This window comes from Streptomyces sp. NPDC087263, assembly GCF_044744645.1.
Classification (GTDB): Bacteria; Actinomycetota; Actinomycetes; order Streptomycetales; family Streptomycetaceae; genus Streptomyces.
This window is the reverse complement of sequence record NZ_JBIUYT010000006.1, coordinates 376,926-395,000: the sequence shown is the minus strand read 5'-3', so window position 1 is coordinate 395,000 and position 18,075 is coordinate 376,926. Positions and strand designations below refer to the sequence as shown.

At 70.3% G+C, this 18,075-nt stretch carries 18 protein-coding genes; 8 read left to right on the top strand and 10 right to left on the bottom strand.

The window, feature by feature from the left end:
* Nucleotides 1-26: 26 nt before the first annotated feature.
* The 3 genes from ACIPC1_RS21970 to ACIPC1_RS21960 all read left to right on the top strand — a co-directional run bounded on the left by ACIPC1_RS21970 (nt 27) and on the right by ACIPC1_RS21960 (nt 4,325).
* A complete protein-coding gene (locus ACIPC1_RS21970; RefSeq protein WP_402519265.1) occupies nt 27-1,043 on the top strand; it encodes a hypothetical protein in 1,017 nt (338 codons plus the stop codon).
* 137 nt (nt 1,044-1,180) lie between these two features.
* Nucleotides 1,181-2,545 (top strand): cytochrome P450, encoded by a 1,365-nt coding sequence (locus ACIPC1_RS21965; RefSeq protein WP_402519264.1) that lies wholly within the window; start codon nt 1,181-1,183, stop codon nt 2,543-2,545.
* 316 nt (nt 2,546-2,861) lie between these two features.
* Nucleotides 2,862-4,325 (top strand): WGR domain-containing protein, encoded by a 1,464-nt coding sequence (locus tag ACIPC1_RS21960; protein ID WP_402519262.1) that lies wholly within the window; start codon nt 2,862-2,864, stop codon nt 4,323-4,325.
* Nucleotides 4,326-4,731: 406 nt separating this feature from the next.
* Here the strand turns inward: ACIPC1_RS21960 and ACIPC1_RS21955 are convergent, their stop codons facing one another.
* The 6 genes from ACIPC1_RS21955 to ACIPC1_RS21930 all read right to left on the bottom strand — a co-directional run bounded on the left by ACIPC1_RS21955 (nt 4,732) and on the right by ACIPC1_RS21930 (nt 9,124).
* Nucleotides 4,732-5,250: a hypothetical protein gene (locus tag ACIPC1_RS21955; protein ID WP_402519261.1), complete on the bottom strand. Its 519-nt coding sequence runs from the start codon at nt 5,248-5,250 to the stop codon at nt 4,732-4,734.
* Between the two features lie 356 nt (nt 5,251-5,606).
* Nucleotides 5,607-6,191 (bottom strand): TerD family protein, encoded by a 585-nt coding sequence (locus ACIPC1_RS21950; protein WP_384376301.1) that lies wholly within the window; start codon nt 6,189-6,191, stop codon nt 5,607-5,609.
* A 267-nt stretch (nt 6,192-6,458) separates the two neighbouring features.
* Nucleotides 6,459-6,527: a hypothetical protein gene (locus ACIPC1_RS21945; protein WP_402519557.1), complete on the bottom strand. Its 69-nt coding sequence runs from the start codon at nt 6,525-6,527 to the stop codon at nt 6,459-6,461.
* A 55-nt stretch (nt 6,528-6,582) separates the two neighbouring features.
* Nucleotides 6,583-6,834, bottom strand: a complete 252-nt coding sequence (locus ACIPC1_RS21940; RefSeq protein ID WP_402519259.1) for a hypothetical protein — start codon at nt 6,832-6,834, stop codon at nt 6,583-6,585.
* 346 nt (nt 6,835-7,180) lie between these two features.
* Nucleotides 7,181-7,951 carry an SDR family NAD(P)-dependent oxidoreductase gene (locus tag ACIPC1_RS21935; protein WP_402519258.1) on the bottom strand — a complete coding sequence of 257 codons (771 nt, stop codon included), beginning with the start codon at nt 7,949-7,951 and terminating at the stop codon, nt 7,181-7,183.
* A 753-nt stretch (nt 7,952-8,704) separates the two neighbouring features.
* Nucleotides 8,705-9,124, bottom strand: a complete 420-nt coding sequence (locus ACIPC1_RS21930) for a molybdopterin-binding protein (protein ID WP_402519257.1) — start codon at nt 9,122-9,124, stop codon at nt 8,705-8,707.
* Between the two features lie 176 nt (nt 9,125-9,300).
* On the opposite strand from ACIPC1_RS21930, the gene ACIPC1_RS21925 reads away from it, so the two are divergent.
* From ACIPC1_RS21925 to ACIPC1_RS21910, 4 genes are all read left to right on the top strand, one after another.
* Nucleotides 9,301-9,690, top strand: a complete 390-nt coding sequence (locus ACIPC1_RS21925) for a cell division protein SepF (protein WP_384376284.1) — start codon at nt 9,301-9,303, stop codon at nt 9,688-9,690.
* Nucleotides 9,691-9,820: 130 nt separating this feature from the next.
* A complete protein-coding gene (locus tag ACIPC1_RS21920) occupies nt 9,821-10,972 on the top strand; it encodes an AAA family ATPase (RefSeq protein ID WP_402519254.1) in 1,152 nt (383 codons plus the stop codon).
* An 82-nt stretch (nt 10,973-11,054) separates the two neighbouring features.
* Nucleotides 11,055-11,387 (top strand): nucleotide pyrophosphohydrolase, encoded by a 333-nt coding sequence (locus tag ACIPC1_RS21915; protein ID WP_402519252.1) that lies wholly within the window; start codon nt 11,055-11,057, stop codon nt 11,385-11,387.
* Nucleotides 11,388-11,685: 298 nt separating this feature from the next.
* Nucleotides 11,686-12,141, top strand: a complete 456-nt coding sequence (locus ACIPC1_RS21910) for a DUF6099 family protein (protein ID WP_384376275.1) — start codon at nt 11,686-11,688, stop codon at nt 12,139-12,141.
* 314 nt (nt 12,142-12,455) lie between these two features.
* Here ACIPC1_RS21910 and ACIPC1_RS21905 read toward each other — a convergent pair whose 3' ends face one another.
* Nucleotides 12,456-12,629, bottom strand: coding sequence for a hypothetical protein (locus ACIPC1_RS21905; RefSeq protein ID WP_402519590.1), 174 nt, complete (start codon nt 12,627-12,629; stop codon nt 12,456-12,458).
* 237 nt (nt 12,630-12,866) lie between these two features.
* Here ACIPC1_RS21905 and ACIPC1_RS21900 point away from each other — a divergent pair, with 237 nt between their 5' ends.
* A complete protein-coding gene (locus ACIPC1_RS21900; protein ID WP_402519251.1) occupies nt 12,867-13,790 on the top strand; it encodes an LLM class F420-dependent oxidoreductase in 924 nt (307 codons plus the stop codon).
* 202 nt (nt 13,791-13,992) lie between these two features.
* Here ACIPC1_RS21900 and ACIPC1_RS21895 read toward each other — a convergent pair whose 3' ends face one another.
* The 3 genes from ACIPC1_RS21895 to ACIPC1_RS21885 all read right to left on the bottom strand — a co-directional run bounded on the left by ACIPC1_RS21895 (nt 13,993) and on the right by ACIPC1_RS21885 (nt 17,968).
* Nucleotides 13,993-14,973 carry an ABC transporter substrate-binding protein gene (locus ACIPC1_RS21895; RefSeq protein ID WP_402519250.1) on the bottom strand — a complete coding sequence of 327 codons (981 nt, stop codon included), beginning with the start codon at nt 14,971-14,973 and terminating at the stop codon, nt 13,993-13,995.
* Between the two features lie 92 nt (nt 14,974-15,065).
* Nucleotides 15,066-16,823, bottom strand: a complete 1,758-nt coding sequence (gene fes, locus ACIPC1_RS21890; RefSeq protein WP_402519248.1) for an enterochelin esterase — start codon at nt 16,821-16,823, stop codon at nt 15,066-15,068.
* The gene (locus ACIPC1_RS21885; RefSeq protein WP_402519247.1) at nt 16,820-17,968 is read right to left on the bottom strand and encodes a nucleotide disphospho-sugar-binding domain-containing protein; all 1,149 of its coding nucleotides are present in this window, start codon (nt 17,966-17,968) and stop codon (nt 16,820-16,822) included. Before ACIPC1_RS21885 ends, fes begins: the two co-directional genes overlap by 4 nt.
* Between the last annotated feature and the right edge of the window lie 107 nt (nt 17,969-18,075).

Genomic DNA, 18,075 nt, shown 5'->3' with positions numbered 1-18,075 from the left:
AGCGCCACGAGAAGGAAGTAAACCCCGTGCCGATTGATGTGGATTTCACCATCCCGTTCCCACCCAAGCGCCCACCGGACGCTGCCGCAGCGGAGGAACACGCCGTCCAGTGGCTTTCCAGCCACGGCCTGCTGCAAAGTCCCGAGCAGAAGCAGTACTTCATATCGATGCGTGTCGGTGCAGCCGCCGCCTTCCTCTATCCCCACAGCACCGGCGCCGACCTGCACATGGCAGCCGACACCATCGCGCTGACGGCCCTCATCAACGATCAGGTCGACAGCTCCTCGAACCAACGAGCTCAACACGCCACCGAAATCTGCAATGACCTGGTCACGCTCCTGCAGCAGAACCGCCCTGCCAGACCCGTCACGGCCATTGGCTCAGCCTGGTGCACCCTTTGGCCACGCCTGGCCGACGGAATGTCGATGGCGTGGCAAGAGAGAGCCCGCCGCCATCTCTCCCAGTTCTTCAGCGCGTACATGGCCCCCCGCACCATGCTCACCGCCACGCGGTACCTGGAACGGCGGAGAATACTCTCCGGCCTCATGACGTGGCTTGACCTTGCCGAACGCACCAGCCACTTCGAACTGCCTGAACGCGCCCTGAACACAGCGCTGATCAGTGACCTGTTCGAGGAAACCGTCAAACTCTTCAACCTCCCTCATGACGTATTCGCCGTTGAACGCGAAGAAGCCCGTGGAGAGGTCGACAACATGGTGTTGGTCCTGGAGCATGCCACCGGCCGACCCCGTCCTCGGGTGATCGCCGAGATCCAGTCCATGGTCGACAACGCCGGAGAACGCTTCCTGGAGTTGGAAAGCCATCTCCCCGAGATCGGCACCGCTCTCGCACTCGGCCCGTCCGACAGAACTGCCTTGGCCTCCTACGTTCAGGCAATGCGGGACATCGTCCGTGGTAATTACGACTGGCACAAGCAGGGAACGGCCCGCTACGACCCGAAGGCAGCCGATCTCGCCATCGCCTCAGGCTACGAAGACACCCGGCTCCCGCACAGAGCACCCGATCCGCCGGACGCGGTGTAGCGACAACACAGAGCACCCGATCCGCCGGACGCGGTGTAGCGACAACACAGAACCGGATCTACTGCGGCGGGAACTCTCGGTCCCGGCGTGGGACGCACCGGCCGACCACCGAACCCTCTGACGGAGGCCAAGCCACCATGCCCCCAGCCTTCACCACAGGCACCGCGCCCCCAGCCTTCACCACCGGCACCGCGCCCGCAGCTCTGCCCCTCGTCGGCCACGCCTGGGCCCTGCTGCGCCATCCTCTGGAATTCCTGGCCGCCCAGCCCCGCCACGGCGATCTCGTCCACGTCCGGCTGGGCCCGCTGCGGGCCCTCCTGCCGACCCACCCCGACCTGTTGTGGCGCGTGCTGACCGACGACCGGACCTTCGACAAGGGCGGCCACCTCTTCGAACGCGGCCGCACCATCGTCGGTGACGGCCTGATCACCTGCCCCCACGACGCCCACCGACGGCAACGACGGCTCATCCAGCCCGCCTTCCACCACCTCCGCATGCCGTACTACGCAACGATCATGGAAGAGGAAATCGCCACCCTGACCCAGCCCTGGCACAACGGCCTGGTCATCAACGCCTTCCCCACCCTGTCCAGTCTCGCCATGCGCACCGTCAGCCGCACCATGTTCGGCATCCCCCTTCACCACAGCTCCCTCCCGGAGACCCAGGCCCACGCCCAAACCGTCATCAGCGCCCTCCTGCGGCGCACCCTCGTCCCCCAGACGCTCCAGCGCCTCCCTCTCCCGGCCAACCGCCGCTACCGGCAAGCCCTCCACCACCTGCACAGCATCCGCGACCACCTCGCCACCGACTCCGACCGCAGTGGCGACGACCACACGGACCTGCTGTCCACCCTCCTGACCGCCCAGAAGGACCCCGGCAACCGCGTTACCGACACCGAGATCGGCGACCAGGTCATGACCATGTTCGTTGCCGGATCGGAAACCGTCGCCGCCACCCTCAGCTGGGCCCTGCACCTGCTCACCGAGCACCCCGACATCCAGGCCCAGCTCCACCACGAGGTCGACACCGTCCTCGCAGGCCGGCCCGCGCGGTTCAGCGACCTACCCCAACTGCCCTACACCGAACGCGTCATCACCGAGACCCTGCGCCTGTACCCGCCGGCCTGGCTCCTGACCCGCGTCACCACCGCACCCACAGAACTGGCCGGACACCCCCTGAGCCCCGGAAGCACCATCCTGCTCTGTCCCCCGGCCGTCCACCGCCACCCCGATTTCTACCCCGCCCCGCTCACCTTCGACCCCGACCGATGGCTCCCCGAGAAGGCCGCAGCACTGCCACGAGGCGCCTACGTGGCCTTCATCGGCGGCCCACGCAAATGCATCGGCGACACCTACGCCATGAACCAGTCCACCCTCGCCCTGGCCACCATCGCCGCCCGATGGAAACCCGAACAAGCCCCAGGAACCGACCCCCGCCCCGCCACCCTGAGCATCAGCCTGCGCCCACGCCGCCTCCTCCTGCGCCTACGCCCGCGCCCTTGACCACACCGCACGCGACACAGTCCGCCGCTACCGCGCGCCCTGCCCTGGCTGCTCGACCTGTTTCGGTCCACCTGACAGGTCGAGCTGACAGCCTGCCCGTCGGAGGCGCTCTGGCCTGCGACTTCATGGCGAAACAGCGCCCCTGGCGGACACCGGCATTGACGGCCGGTCAGATCCACTGCGCACAGCGCGGCACGAGGAAGACCTGAACCCCCGGAGATCCTGCCGGGAACGTCGATGTCAGTGGTGACCACTAGTTTGGAGTCACTGGAGATCGGCCGTACTGGTCGACCGGGCCTTTGGGGAGGGGCGTGCTGTGTCCGCTGCGCAGGCACGACAGTCGGGGAACACGACGTATCTGGAGCTGTCACAGGAAAGTGGCGGTGCTCACAAGTTCTACGAAGTGACGGTTGAGGGGACCACCGTCGCCGTGCGGTACGGACGGATCGGGGTGGACGAGCAGCGTCAGACCTCCGCCTTTCCGACCAAGGAGAAGGCAAAGGCGGCGGCGAAGAAGATAGCCGAGAAGGTGCGGAAGGGGTATGCGCCCGCTGTTCAGGGGAGCCGAGCGGCCCGCCCTGTGACGCACCGTCAGGTGACGTCCGCCCCGTCGACAGCGCGGGCGACCGCCCCGGTGCTGTGGCGTTTCCGTACGGGCGCCTCGGCGTTCGGTATCCATGTGGACGAGGACCGCTGCTGGGTCGGCAACCAGCAGGGCAGTGTCTACAACCTGAGTCATGACGGTGAGGTGCTGGCTCACTACGCCCTGCCCGACGGTGTGAAGTGCCTTGTGGCGGACGACTTCTGGATCTACGCGGGCTGTGACGACGGCCGGGTGTACGACCTCTCCTCGAAGGTGCCGTTCGCGGCCTACGACATAGCTGCCGAGGTGGACATCTTCTGGCTGGACATTCACGCGGGCGTGCTGAACGTCTCCGACCGCAACGGCGGTCTGACGGTTATCGACCACGAGGACGAACTCCAGTGGTCGCGCAACTCGTCCGGGGACAACGCGTGGATGGTGCGGGCCGACGACCACGCCGTCTACCACGGACACAGCCGCGGTGTGACGGCCTACGCGGCGGATGGCGCCGGCCAGCTCTGGCACACGGCGACCAACGGCAATGTGCTCTTCGGATGGCAGGAGGAGGACGCGGTCTACGCCGGCACGGGCAGGCGGGTTGTCCAGCGGCTGGCGAAGTCCTCCGGGCGGATCGAGGCGTCCTACCCGTGCGACGCCGCGGTGTACTCGTGCGCCACGTCACCGGGCGGGCGGTACGTCTTCGCGGGCGACTCGGCTTCCTCCGTCTACTGCTTCACCGCCGATGGCACCCGGCTGTGGAAGCTCGGCACGGGTGGTGGCTCGGCGCTCTCCATGCAGTACCACGACGAAAGGCTGTACATCGTCTCCACGGACGGCTCACTCGCCTGCATCGACGCGAGCGAGGCCGCGATCAACGCCGCTCAGGCCGGCACCGTCCCGGTCGCCGCGGACATCAAACTGGCGGCCGCTCTGCCGACGTACGCGCCGCTGACCACGGCCGCCTCCGTTGCCACGGTCAGCGCTGTCTCCGCAGCGGGGAGCGGAGTCGTCGTGGAGTGCTTTGAGCGAGGAGGCCGAGTGCGCGTGCAGATGGTCTCCGAGGGCTATGAGCCGAGTTGGAACGTCCAGTTCCCCCGTGCGATACGCGAGCCCGGCGCACGCTATGTGGTGGACGCGTTGCATTCCTCCTCGGGTGGCTTCTACCGAGTGCGCGGGGAGATCAGACGTCTGGTGTGACACGCATGCCGGTCGCCCGCGCCCGCGGGGACGATGACCTCGCCGGCCCCGGCCGCCCGGGCAAGCCGGATCGCGATGCGGCCCACGCCGCCGGCAGCCGCGTGCACCTGCACGGTCTCACCCGGCGTTGCTATGACCTGGTGTGCAAGTTGCGGCCGAACGGCAGGAGCAACGCCTGGAACCTTCGATATCCGGCTGGGCGGTGGTCGTCGGTGAGGGCAGCTTCGGCACGGCCCTCACTGACGTTGCGTCGCCCGGCCCGGCCGTACGGCGGCACCCGGCCCGCCGCCGCGCCGTCAACCGGACTTGTGCCAGCTGTGCGGCGCGCGGAACGGGATTGCGGTGGACCTGACGGACACCCCGCGCGGTGGGAGCGTGCGCGGGGTGTCGATGGGTCGGGCGGAGGTCAGGCGCAGAGGACGCGCGTCTCCGGTGTGTAGACCGGGCCGCCGCTGGTGTTCGTGGCGTCGCTGAAGTCCGCGTAGTAGTAGGAGTAGAAGCCGATGTTGCCGTTGCAGCCCGAGTCTGCGGCGACCTGCAGGGTCAGGTTGACGGTCCGGCTCTGCCCGGGCGGGATCGTGGCGCCGTAGTTCGTGCCCAGGTTGGTGGGCCCGGTGCCGGAGCAGGGGCTGCTGCCGGCGCTCGTGGTCAGGCTGCAGCCGGTGAAGCTGTACTTGAGGTCGGGCCTCTGGGTGGTCAGCCAGGTGGGATCGATCGTTTGGTAGACGAACAGGATGTCGTACGTCTTGTTGTTGGTCAGCGTCATCGAGAGGTTCACCGTGCCGCCGGGCGTCGTGGTGGCGGAGTCGGTGGCGAACGTCAGGTCGGTGTCCGCCGCGCTCGCACTCGTGCCCAGGCCGAAGACGGCGAGGAGGAAACCGAGGAGGGTGGCGAGGCCCAGACGTGTCATAAGTGGTGATCGCATGGCTCGGGAGGCTAGGTGGGCCGTACGCACGCCGTCTGCCCCGCGAAGCGCGCCCCGACCGTGGACCGGCTGAATGTGTTCCTTGTGTGACGGCGGTGCGGCGAGTGTGTGAAGTGGGTGCCTGGGCTGCATATCCGCACGGCATGGGGAGGGGGCGCGGGGCTCACAGGGGCAGAGCCCTGCCGGCCGGCTGTCAGGCGGTGCGTGCCGATATTGGCGTGATTCCTGATGCGTGGGACGCCGTGACGTCTCGCGTGGGGCGGATGGTCTCAGGCAGTTGTCGCGTTCTGCTCGGATCACGCACCGGGCGTCCGGCGTTCGGGTCGGCGCTGGGGGCAGCGCCGACCCGGAGCCCGCTACTTGCTCACGGCAAAGCGCATCAGGGCCTTTTCGTCGCCCTGCTTGATCTTCCCGGTCTCGTTGATGACCTGGAGCTTCCAGTTCGCGCCGTCCCGAATGGCCTTGGCCACGGCGCAGCCGTTGTCGGAGCTGAGCAGGCTCGGCCAGATGTCGGCGACCTGCTGGGAACTGCCGCCCGTCGCGTCGTACACCTTGAAGCTGATGTTCCGGGCCTTCTGGAAGTTGCTGCCCTTCTTGTACGCGGCGGCGACGAACACGATGGACGTGATGTTGGACGGCACCTTGGCGAAGTTGACGGTCACCGTCTCGTCGTCGCCGTCCCCCTGGCCGGTCTGGTTGTCCCCGCTGTGCAGCAGCGAGCCGTTGCCCAGCGGATCCGGGGAGTCGAGGCCGGCCAGTCGCACCGGGTCCGGCCCCTGCATCGCGATGGCGATCAGGTCGAGGTCGGTACCGACTTTCTGCCGGATCTTCCCGATCAGGCCGCCGCTGCTGCCGACGGTCGGGTCCCAGGACGCTCCGATGGTCAGGTGGGTCACCCCATCCAGATCCGCCGGGCCGTCTTCTTTCGTGAGTGTGATCATGCGTGAACCCCTTGGTGAGGCGACTGCGACACACGAATTGTGTCTGGAGCGGTCGAAGTCGAGCACACCAGGTCCAGAAATACCGGGACAGGAGAGCCGGGAGGGGAGATTGGGTCGGGAAAGGTCGCTGAGCGTGACAGTCGTACGGCTGCGTGTGCTTGCTCGCCTCGTTCGGCACGAGACCGGTGAGGGGCGCGTACCAGGCCCGACTGGTAGGCGATCGCGGGCGTTGACCTTTGTGTCGCGTGGTGCACGTGGTCCGTGCGGTCAAGGGACTGAGAGGAGCTGCTCGGCGATCCCGGTGTTGGAGTGGCCCTTCGCGACCAGGGCCGTCACCTCTCGCTCGCGGGCGGTGAGGGCGCCGGGGAGCGAGAGCGGGGTGCCGGAGTGGTCAGGAGGCGAGTGATGAGGACGCGCGCGGTCGGCGGGGGCGGAGGGTGTCTCCGGAGGCCACGGTGCGGATGGCGTCCAGGACCTTCCTGACGACGGCCCTCAGGGTGTTCTTGGCGGCGTCGGTGAGATCGCCCGCCCTCGCCTTGCAGGTAACGGTGGAGTACGCCGTCGAGGCGTCCTCGCTCACCGCCTTCGCCCGGAAGGGGCTCACCGCACCGGCGACCTGCGAACCGTAGGACGCCTCGGCCACGAACTTCTCGATGACCGCACCGCACGGTTCTGGGGCGAGGTGACCTGCTGCTCCTCGGGCGCGACGGACACGACACGGGCGCTCGCCCCGTCGGCGGCCTCGGCACGGCCTCGGTGCGACCTCGGCACGGCCTCGGTGCGACCTCGGCACGGTCGCGATGGGGCCGGGGCGATGGGGCCGGGGGCGATGGCGTCGGTACGGATGCTCTGGCCGCGGTGCATCACGGCGGGGGGCTTCGTCGGACCGGCGATGCCGTGCCTGGAGGCGGCGTACGCGGCTCCGGCCGCGCTGCCTGGCAAGGCTCGCCTCGGACGAGGTGCTCTCCGGACGGGGTGTTCCCCACGCGCTAGACGCTGTACCCGCCGTCCACGCCCAACGCCTGCCCGGTGATGAAGCCGGCCCGGTCGGAGGCCAGGAACGCGACCGCCTCGGCGATGTCCGTCGCGTCGCCGAACCGGCGCAGGGGGATGTTGCGTCGGGTGATCTCCAGTGCCGCCTCGTCGAGTTCGCCGGAACTGATCAGTCGGGCGGCGATGCCGTCGGTCAGCATGCCGGGGCCGACGCAGTTCACGCGTACCCCGTACCGTCCCTCTTCGGCGGCCAGCGCCCGTGCGACCGCCTCGACCGCGCCCTTCGTGCCCGACGAGAGCCCGTCCCGGACGGGGAACCGGCGGGTGGCCACGGTGGTGACGGCGACGATGCTGCCCCGGCTCTCCCGCAGTCTCGGCAGCGCGGCATGCACCAGGTTGAAGAACGCCCCCGCGTCCGCGTCGAGTTGGGCGCGGTACTGGCTCGGCGTGACCTTGCTCAGATGGACCATCGGCACGTGCGGGCCCGCCGCGTACACCAGGGTGTGGATGCCGCCGAACGCCGAGTCGGCCTCGGACACCGCTTCCGCCGTGGCCGACTCGTCGGTCAAGTCGAGCCGAAGGGGAAGGACTTGGCGCCCGTACGCCTTCACCTCACCGGCGAGGGTGTCGGCAGCGGCCTGGTTGGCGCGATAGGTGAACGCCACGTCGCTGCCCCGCTCGGCGAGCGTCCGTACGACCGCCGCGCCGATACCGCCCGTGCCGCCCGCGATGAAGGCGGCCCCCGTGCTGTTGGCGAAGTCCGGCATCACAGCATTCCAACACGCGCCGGTACCCGCCGAACAGCCGCGGGCGGCGACTGAACTCCGGGGCCCGCGCTGGGTCCTGTGGCGCCGGCGACCGGTCGGCCCTGGCCGGTCTCGACGGCAGGCAGGTGCACGTCCGCGCTGGACAAGGTCATCGGCGACGCCGAGAGGGCCCGAATGCGGATCCGCACTCCGGCGTGAGGGAGGGTGAACCTGTCGTCGGGCGGCATGAGTTCGTAGCGTGCCGAGCTGTGGGCGGGGAGTTGGTAGGGCCGGACGCGACGGACCAGGAGCGCCTCATGCCCTGGTGGGTGGTGAGGGTGTGAAATGCGGGCGCAGGGCGGAGTTGCCCAAGTTGTGGGCGCGGACGGTGAGTTCGGCGAGGGCGCCGGTGGACCGGCGTGTGCCGACGACGGGGGTGGCGAGCCCGTGGCCGCCAGGGTCACCGCCGTCATGGACGGTGCCGGCAGGGGCAGGGGCAGGGGCAGGGGCAGGGCCGCCCCGGGCCCCGCGTCGGTGCGGACCCGCGCAGCACGGCCGGGCGGGGCTGCCACGCGGCCGTGAGGGGCTGCGGGGATGAGCTGTCGGCCGCGGCCGGCCCCAACGGGGTCATGGGCAGGTAGCGGCGGTCCTGTGAGCGGGTCGCCGGAGGGAAGGCGCACCAGGGCGGGACCGTCGCCGCCGGGCCGAGACGCCGTACGAAGTCCAGGAACAGGGCCGGCGGAGCGAACCGGCGGCCCGGAGCAGGCTCGCCCGTCAGGCGTTCGAGAGTGATACCTCGGTCGCCTTGATGAGCGCCACGACCGGGGAACCGGTGGCCAGGAGGAGTTCCGTGACCGCGTCCTTGGTGATCGCGGAGGTCAGCTCGCCGCCCGCGACGTCGACCTTCACGCGCGCCATGGCGCCCCCGGTGGCGACGTCGGTGACCGTGCCGGGGAGCTGGTTGCGGATGCTGACCCCGCTCACCGGGCCGGTGGCCAGGGACACCTCCGTCGACTTGATCAGCGCGCGGACCGCGGAACCCGTGGTCAGTCCCAAGTCCTCGACGGCCTCCAGGGTGACGGCCGCCGTGAGGTCCTGACCGCCGTCGAGACGCACCTTCACCGTCGCCATCACCTCACCCGGGGTGACGGAGGCGACGGTGCCGGGGAGTTGATTACGGATGCTCAGACTCATGAGGAACGCCTCGATTGCGGTACGGGCTGGAAGGTTCGACCCATTATGTCCGCCTTGCCGCTGGTCCAGTGCTCGCGGACGTGTCGCCGACCGTGTCGCTATTGGGCCGAACGGGTGACCATGCGTAAGAATTGCCCGGTGCAGACAACGAGTGCGAGCCAGGACGGGGTGGACCTGTGAACGGCCACGACGCCACCGACGAACAGTGGGAGGGGCTCGCCCAGGTAGTTCCGTTGCGGGGCCGGGACGCCTGGCCCTCGGCAGTCGACCACCGGTCGATACCCGAGGCCCCGACGGAGGCGCGCCGCCGCTTCATGGTGCTGCGGATCAACGTGTTCGCGGACGCGCGCGAGGTCGCCGAGACCCTGATGGCGGGCATACCCGTCCTCCTGGACCTGACCGGCGCGGAGACCGAAGTCGCCAAGCGGGTACTGGACTTCAGTACCGGCGTGGTCTTCGGGCTGGCGAGCGGCATGCACCGCGTCGACAAGAACGTGTTCCTGCTGACGCCGCCGGGGACCGAGGTTCAGGGGCTGATGGAGGGAGCGCGGATTCCTGGGGTGTGACGGCGAGGTCCTCGGTACGCCGTAGCCCGTCGGGTGCGGATTGGGGATCGGTCGGTGGTCCGTCCCTCGATCGTAGGAAGGTCTCCGAGGCGGAACGGTTCGCCTGACGGCGGAGGCCTACCGTCCGGATATGACCCTGCCCTCCCTGGAAGTCCCCGCGGTGGCGGAGGTGCGCCCCGACCGCCCGGGCGTCACCGAGCTGCGGCTCGCCGCCTTCGCCGCGCATCGGCGTGTCCGGTTCCCGCTCGGACCGCTCACCCTCGTCGCCGGGCCGAGCGGCAGCGGCAAGACCAGTGCCCTGCGGGCGTACGAGGCGCTGGCGCGGCTCGGCAGCGGCGCCGAGCTGGGAGAGGTGTTCCCGGCTCCGGTCGCCTGTGTGCCCGAGCGGGCCCGGCCCGACGCCCAGCGACGGCGCGGCTTCCGTATCGGCTGCACCGTCAACGGTCCGCAGGGCCCGGTCCGTCTCGATATCGCCGTACAGGCCGAGCCCGAACTACGCATCGTGGGCGAGCGGTTGACGGCGGGCGGGCTGACCCTGCTGGAGACGGCGCTACGGGACCCGGGGCGCCCCGTGGTCCAGGCCGCCTGGCACACCGGGGGCTCGTCCGTGGTGACCCGGGGCCCGCTCCCCGACGACCGCCTCGGTACCGCGCTCCTGCCGCTGCGTGTCTCGGGCCGGACGGCCGGCGAGCGCCAAGTCCTCGCCGCCGCCGAGCAGATGGTGCTCGCGCTGCGGTCCGTTTTCGCCTGCGACCCGAGCCCCCGGCTGATGCGCGCCCCCGTTCCGGTCGGATCCGGTCTGCTGCTGCGCGGCTGCGACAACATCGCCGAAGTGCTCTGGCGTACCCGCGCGGAATGTGGCCGACGGCACGCGCAGCTGGTCGCCGCGGTCGACTCCGGATGCGCGGGCCGCGTCACCGATGTACTGGGCGAGCCCCTGTGCGACGGCACGATCCGAGCGTTCCTCGACCGCGGCGACGGCTTCCGTACGGAGCTGGGGCTGCTCGGGGACGGCGAGTTGAGGTACCTGGCGCTGGCCCTGGTGCTGCTCACCGGGCCGGGAGTCCTGGCGGTCGACCAGGCCGGTGAGGTTCCCGCGGCCCTCCAGACGCTGACCGTCCTGGCCGACGGTCTCGATCGCTGCCTGGACGCCCGGCAGACGGGGGAGCTGGTGCGGCTGGCGGCGCGGATGTGCGAGCGTGGGCACATCCGGCTGGTCGGCACGGTGAGCGACGCCTCCTGGGGGTATGGGGTGCCTGGCGTGACGGTGGTGGAGCTGTAGGCCTTCAGCGGTTGCGGGGGTTGGTATACGGGGGCTGGTACTCGGACTGTACGTAAGTCGTGACGGAAGCTGGACGTGACTTGTGAGTGAACTGGACGTGGGGAAACTGCAGCGCCGGCTGGCCGAGTTCGCGGCCGCGCGGAACTGGCAGCCCTTCCACACCCCCAAGAACCTCGTCGCCGCGCTGAGCGTGGAGGCGTCCGAACTGGTGGAGATCTTCCAGTGGTTGACGCCGGAGGAGTCGGCCCGGGTGATGGGCGACGCGGACACCGCCCACCGCGTCACCGACGAGGTCGCGGACGTCCTGGCCTATCTGCTCCAGTTCTGCGAGGTGCTCGGCATCGACCCGCTCGCCGCGCTCGACGCGAAGATCGACCGGAACGAGCGGAGGTTTCCGGCGCCGGAGGGGCCGTGACGGCGGGGGCGTCGCAGGAACCCGGGCAGTTCAGGTAGCCCAGGCGGTTCAGGTGGCCCGGGTAGCCCGGGTGGCCCGGGCAGTTCAGGGTGTTCGGGTAGTTCGGGGTGTCTGGGTAGTTCGGGTAGTCCGTGGAATTATCACGCTCCGGAGTTGTCGAGTTGTCCACGCTCAACTCTGTGTCCACAGATTTCGGGCTTCCTCTGGCTTTTCGTCCCGCCTGAGCTCACTCTGGGTAGTGGACAGCGGGGTTCGGGTGGACGTGCGGTGAGCACGTCGGGACAGACGGGGACAGCGCATGGAGGCGATGCGGCTCATCGTGGCGAGCAGGCGTGCTCTGGCGGGGACCGGCGAGACCCCGGAGGTGATGCGGGAGGCGTGGCAGGCGCATGCCCTGGCCCAGGCGATAGGCAGCCGGTTCGCCGTCTCCGGACCACCTGAACTCCGGGGCGAGGCCCTGGGGCTGACCGAGCTGGCGGGCCGGGGCTGCGGCGTCCTCGGCGCCCATGCCCTCGACGTCAGCGCCTTACGGGCCGCCCGGCTCACCGAGTTGGGCGACGCCCGCGAGGCACTCGTCTGCCTGGGCTGTCTCCTGGGCGAGGTCGGGATCGCCCTCGTCGGAATCGCCTGCGCGGCGGACGACCAGGCGACGTACTGGCAGTGCATGGAAGCCATCGACGCGGCGGACGAGTCCCGGGACCGGGTGCTGGAGATGCTGAGACGACTGACGCTGCAGGACAAGGCGGCGGGGTGAAGAGTCGCCGGCCTGTCCCGCGTTCGAGGAGGAGGCCGTGCCATCCCGATTCCCCATCCACCTGCGAGGGTGGCTTCTTCAGCCTTGGCCGGGGAGGTCTTTGAGTCCGTCCGGTGTTTGAGCGGGGCGGCGCCATCCCGATCCCCCATCCACCCGTGGGGGCGGCACTTTTCAGCTCCGGGCCGGGAAAGATCTTTCAGCCTGTCCGGCGTCTGAGGAGGAGGGCGTTCAGGCCGATGCGGGGGTGTGGGGGCGGTGGCCCCCAGGAACAAGGGACGGGTAGGGGCGGAGGGGGCGAAACTCGCCCCCCGGCGTCAGCCGCGGTCGCCCTCGTCCGCGAGAGCGGGCCGGGGGTTCGAAAGATCCGCGTCCAGTTGGGACAGATCGGCGTTGAGCGCCGCCATCAGCTCCTCCATCTGCTGGAGCAGCCCTTTCGGCTGCGCAGGCACCACCTGCTGTGGAACTGCGTCTTGGGACATGTGGGACATGACGGCCTCCTCGGCCCGGTGGTCCCGACAGGGGACCGGTGCGGGTGACGCCCCGGCGACCGCCGGCGACGGTGCCGGGCGGTCCGGCTCCGCCCGAGCCAACGATCATCACCGAGCCGGGTCACTGGCGCGGAGACGTGCCACACACGGGGTTGACGGATTTTCACCCGACCGGGGACAGGAGTACCCCCGTGGGACCGATGGGTTGACCGGTACGGGACCGTGCAGGATGGAGGCATGGATCTTCGAATCTTCACCGAGCCCCAGCAGGGCGCGACCTACGACACCCTTCTCGCAGTCGCCAAGGCCACTGAAGACCTCGGCTTCGACGCCTTCTTCCGCTCCGACCACTATCTCCCCATGGGCTCGGCCGACGGCCTCCCGGGCCCGACCGACGCCTGGATCACCCTCGCGGGGCTCGCCCGCGAGACCAAGCGCATCAGGCTCGGCACGCTGATGACCGCCGGCACCTTCCGGCTGCCAGGCGTCCTCGCGATCCAGGTCGCGCAGGTCGACCAGATGTCCGGCGGCCGGGTGGAACTGGGCCTGGGTGCGGGCTGGTTCGAGGAGGAGCACAAGGCGTACGGCATCCCGTTCCCGAAGGAGAAGTTCGCTCGCCTGGAGGAGCAGCTGGCGATCGTCACCGGGCTCTGGGCGACCGAGCCCGGCAAGACCTTCAGCCACCACGGCACCTACTACGACCTCACCGACTCGCCGGCCCTGCCCAAGCCCGCCCAGGCGAAGGTGCCTGTCCTCATCGGCGGCCACGGCACGGTCCGCACCCCGCGGCTCGCCGCCCAGTACGCCGACGAGTTCAACATGCCGTTCGCGTCGATCGAGGACAGCGAGCGCCAGTTCGGCCGGGTGCGCGCCGTGGCGGAGCAGGCCGGGCGCAAGGGCGAGGACATCACGTACTCCAACGCGCTCGTGGCCTGTGTCGGCAAGGACGACGCGGAGGTCGCGCGCCGCGCCGCCGCGATCGGGCGGGAGGTCGACGAACTGAAGGCCAACGGCCTGGCCGGTACTCCGGACGAGGTCGTCGACAAGATCGGCCGATATGCAGCGATCGGGTCCCGGCGCATCTACCTTCAGATCCTCGACCTGGACGACCTCGACCACCTCGAACTGGTCTCGGCGCGGGTCCAGTCGCAGCTGGCGTAGTTCGGGAGCCATGCTCGGGCCGGGTGTCCGGCGACGGCGTGGGCGGCGCGCCCCATGAGTGCGCCGCCCACCGGCTCACCGAGCGGGCGTGCCTGACCCTGTCATCTGGGCGAACCAGTCGGTGAGTTGCCGGTCGGTGCTCAGTTGGGCGGTCCCGTTCCCGTCATCGGGGAGCGTTGGTCGGTGAGTTGCGGGCCCGCGCTCAGCCGGTCAGTGCCGTTGTCACGTCGTCGAGGACGATCCGGGCCGCCAGCGGGCCGCCCGCGCTGTTCCACGCCGAACCCTGGATGACCACCACGTGGCCCTGCTTCTCGGCTTCCAGGTTGCTGAAGTTGGGCACCTTCTGCGCCTCGGCGTAGGCCTTCGCCCCGTCGGTCTTGTCGGCGAGGGTGCCGAAGAAGAGCCAGTCACCGTCGATGGTGGTGAGCTTCTCCAGGCTGACCGGCTCGCTGTGTCCGCTGCTCTCGCCCTGCTGGTCCGTGGGCCGGTCCAGGCCCAGCGCGGAGAGGGTGGAGCCCACGTGACCCTTGCCCTTGCCGACGACGGAAGGGGCGTTGTCCTGCCAGCGGATGACGCTGACCACCGCGCCGGCGTTGGCGCCGAGCTTCTCCTTCGTGGCGGCGACGTCGGCGTCGAAGTCGCTCAGTATCCTCTCGCCCTGTTCCTTCTTGTTCAGCGCGTCGGCCGTGGCCGTGAAAGCCACCTTCCAGTCCTCGTTGAGCTTGGCGGTGACCACCGTCGGTGCGATGGCCTGGAGCTTGGCGAGCTCCCCCTTCGCACCGGTCGTCTCGTCGAGCAGGATGAGGTCGGGCTGGAGCGTGGCCAGCTTCTCCATGTCGGCCTCGGCGACGGTGGCGACGACCTCCGCCTTCGAGGCCTTGTCGGCGAGATAGGTGGACACCCCCGTCTGGCCCCGCCCCGCCGTGGCGCCGACGGGCTCGATGCCGAGGGCGAGCGCGGCATCCAGCGTCGGCTCGCTCAGCGCGACGACCTTCTGCGGCTCGGCGGGCACCGTGACCTTGCGGCCCTGGGCGTCGGTGATCGTGCGGGTGGCCGACGTGCTCGAGTCCGCGGCGACGCTGCTGTCGTCGTCACTGCCACAGGCGGTCAGGAGCAATGCTCCCGTCATGACGGCGGCAGCCGAGGTCAGGACCGCTCTACGGGAGGCTCGGGTGGAGGACATCTGCGTAAGCTCCTTGGTGGCAACGGGAGTTGAAAGGGAATGGATGGGGGTGCGGGGGTGGGTCTTGGGGTGGCGCGCGGGGCGAGGCAGGGTCAGCGGGGCTCTGGACCCAATAGCCGCACCAGGCCGTCGGCCAAGGCGCTGTGCCAGCAGGCGTAGTCGTGGCCGCCGTTGTACTCGTTGAAGGTCATCCGGTAGCCCGCCGAGCGCAGGGCGTCATACACGACGCGGCTGTGGTCGACCATGAGCCCCTCGTGCAGTCCGACGTCCAGGTGGATCGTGAGGGGCCGGGGGCCCGCTTCGGCGAAGAGGTCGATGACCCAGGGAATGCCGGCGACCGCCGACTTGGGCACGCCCGGTGGCAACCCGGGCCGCCACCAGAGGGAAGCCGACTGGGCGAGCACGTTGCCGAACCGGTCGGGCCGCAGGTGGGCGGCGTACAGCGCGGTCAGGGCGCCCAGGCTCTGGCCCGCGACGACGGTCCGTCCCGGGTCCGTGGTCAACGGCCAACGGCCGGCCGCCCAGGGCAGCAGTTCGTCCGTGAGGAAGGCCACGAACTCGTGGCGTCCGCCCAGTTCGCTCCAGCGGGTGTGCCGGTCCACGGCGTCGGGTGACAGCACGGCGAGCGGTGGCAGCGCGCCGTCGGCGATCAACGCGTCGAGCGTGTGGCCGAGTTCGAGCCGGCCGAACCACATGTCGCCGTCGCACAGTACGAGGAGGGGCAGCGGGTCCGCGCCGCCGGAACCCGCAGCGGCGCTCCCGCCGGAACCCGCAGCGGCGCTCGTGTCGCCCTGGCCGTGTCCCGGCGGCAGGTAGACCCATACGTCGCGATCGCCGCCGAGCGCGGTGGCGGTGACCCGGTGGCGCTCGACACGCCCGGCCGGCACGGTGCCGTGTCGCCCCGCCCAGGGCTGCGCGGGGGAGTCCGGCAGGGCGAAGGCCGAGCTGTCGGCCGGGTGCCAGCGGGTTGGCATGACGTGCGCGTTCAGCGGGTCGGGTGCGGCGTGCCCGGACAGCGACCGCAGTCGCTGCTGGAGTTCGTCCGGGTCCTTGGGGGGTTCCTCGGCAGAGACGTCGGCCGCCATGCGGTAGGAGCCGACATGGTCGGAGCGCAGCCGCAGCCCCAGGTGCCAGACGTCGGTGCCGGGGATGTGCTCCAGCAGGGAGCCCGCGAGGTTCTCGCGGTCGATGATGCGGTTGCCGAGCAGCAGCACCTGCCGGGTCGCTCGGTCACCGCGCCACAGGAAGGTGACGGCCCGGTGGCCTGGCTCGTCCTCGACCTCCTCGACGAGCGGGGTGCCGAGGCGCTCCACTTCGGCCCAGAACTCCCCTGTCAGAAGCTCGTGTTGGCCGACGTCGGTCGCGCCCAGGTGGGTCACGAGGCATGCGACGCGCGGTCCGGTGATACGGACCGGCCGCGCGGTGGTTCGGGGGTCGGGTGGTGTGGCGCGGGTCTGGGGGTGGGGTGGTGCGGCGGTGGTCTGGGAGCCGGGCGATGTGGCGCGGGTCTGGAGGTCGGGTGATGCGGCGTCGATCCGCGGGCCGGGCGATGCGGCGCCGGTCTGGGAGTCGAGTGGTGCGGTGGTGGTTCGGGGGTCGGGCGGTGTGGCGCGGGTCTGGGGGTCGGGCGGTGTGGCGCCGGTCTGGAGGTCGGGCGGTGCGGCGTCGATCCGGGGGCCGGGCGATGCGGCGCCGGTCTGGAGGTCGGGTGATGCGGCGTCGATCCGGGGGCCGGGCGATGCGGCGCCGGTCTGGAGGTCGGGCGACGCGGCGTCGGTCCGGGGGGCAGGTGGTGCGGCGTCGGTCCGGGGGTCAGGTGGTGTGGTGGCGCGCGTCCGTGGCGCGGTCACCGCAGCTCTCCGTGGGTGCGGGCGAGTTCGACGAGCCGCGGCACGGTGTCCGCGGGGCTCGGCAGGGCGGCCATCTCGCGGGCCGTGTCCCGGGCGGCGGCGCGCAGCGCGTCGTCGGTCAGGAGGCGGTCGATCAGCCCGGCCGTGAGGTCGCCGGGTCCGTCGGGCACGAGGCCGCAGCCGCGGGCCCGCACGGCGGCGGCGTTGGCGGGCCGGTCGGCGCCCTCGCCGAGGACGATCTGCGGCAGCCCGGCATCGAGTGCCGTCAAGGTGGTGCCCGAGCCTCCGTGGTGGATGACGGCGTCGCTACGGGCCAGCAGCAGACCCAGCGGGATCCAGCCCACGGGCCGCACGTTGTCGGGCAGGGTGCCCAGGGCGCTGAGGTCCCCGCCGCCGAGCGCGAGGACGAACTCCGCGTCGGTCTCCCGCGCGGCGTCCACCACCCACTTCACCGCTGACACCCCGTCGACGACGGGCCGTACGGTGCCGAGGGTGACGGTGACGCGGGGGCGCTCACGGGTCGCGGAGAGCCAGTCGGGCAGCCTGCCGCCGCCGTTGTAGGGGACGTACCGCATGAACCAGCGACGGGGTTCGGCAGTGCTGCTCATACTGGGCGGCGCGATGTCGAGCCAGGCGGCGACGGGCGCGGGGCCTTCGAGCCCGTGCCGTTCGTAGGCGGGCGCAAGGGTGTTGTTGATCATGCGGACGTGTGCCCCGGTGTGGCCGAAGCCCACGGCGTGCAGGACCGAGGGGACGCCGAGGCGGCCGGCCACCAGTTGTCCGGCCACGCCGAGCGGGGTGTGGACGACGAGGTCGGGCCGCCATTCCTCGGCGACCTTGACCATGGTGTCGGCCATCTCGTCGCTGAAGAAGGAGAATCCCCTGCCCTTCGGCGGCTCGCCGGGCTCACCAGGCGCGGGCGGCTTGCGGTCGCCCTTGTCCTTCTCCATGCGTGCGTAGAGCGCGTCGGGGTCGATGCCGGGCGCGCAGTCGACGGCGTTGAGCCCGGCGCGTTCGGTGTGCCCGACGGCCGCGCCGCAGGTGGCCACGAGGACGTCATGGCCGGCTGCCCGCAGCGCGTGGGCGAGCGACACCATGGGATACAGCAGCCCGAAGAAGGGCGGGCCTGCCAGCAGGACGCGCATGTCTCCTCTTCTCAACGAGTCGTACACCAGGGGTAGTTGGACATGGGTGCACGGGCACAAGGTCTGTCGGTGAAATCGTCAACAGTAAAGGTAAGGTTAGCCTAAGC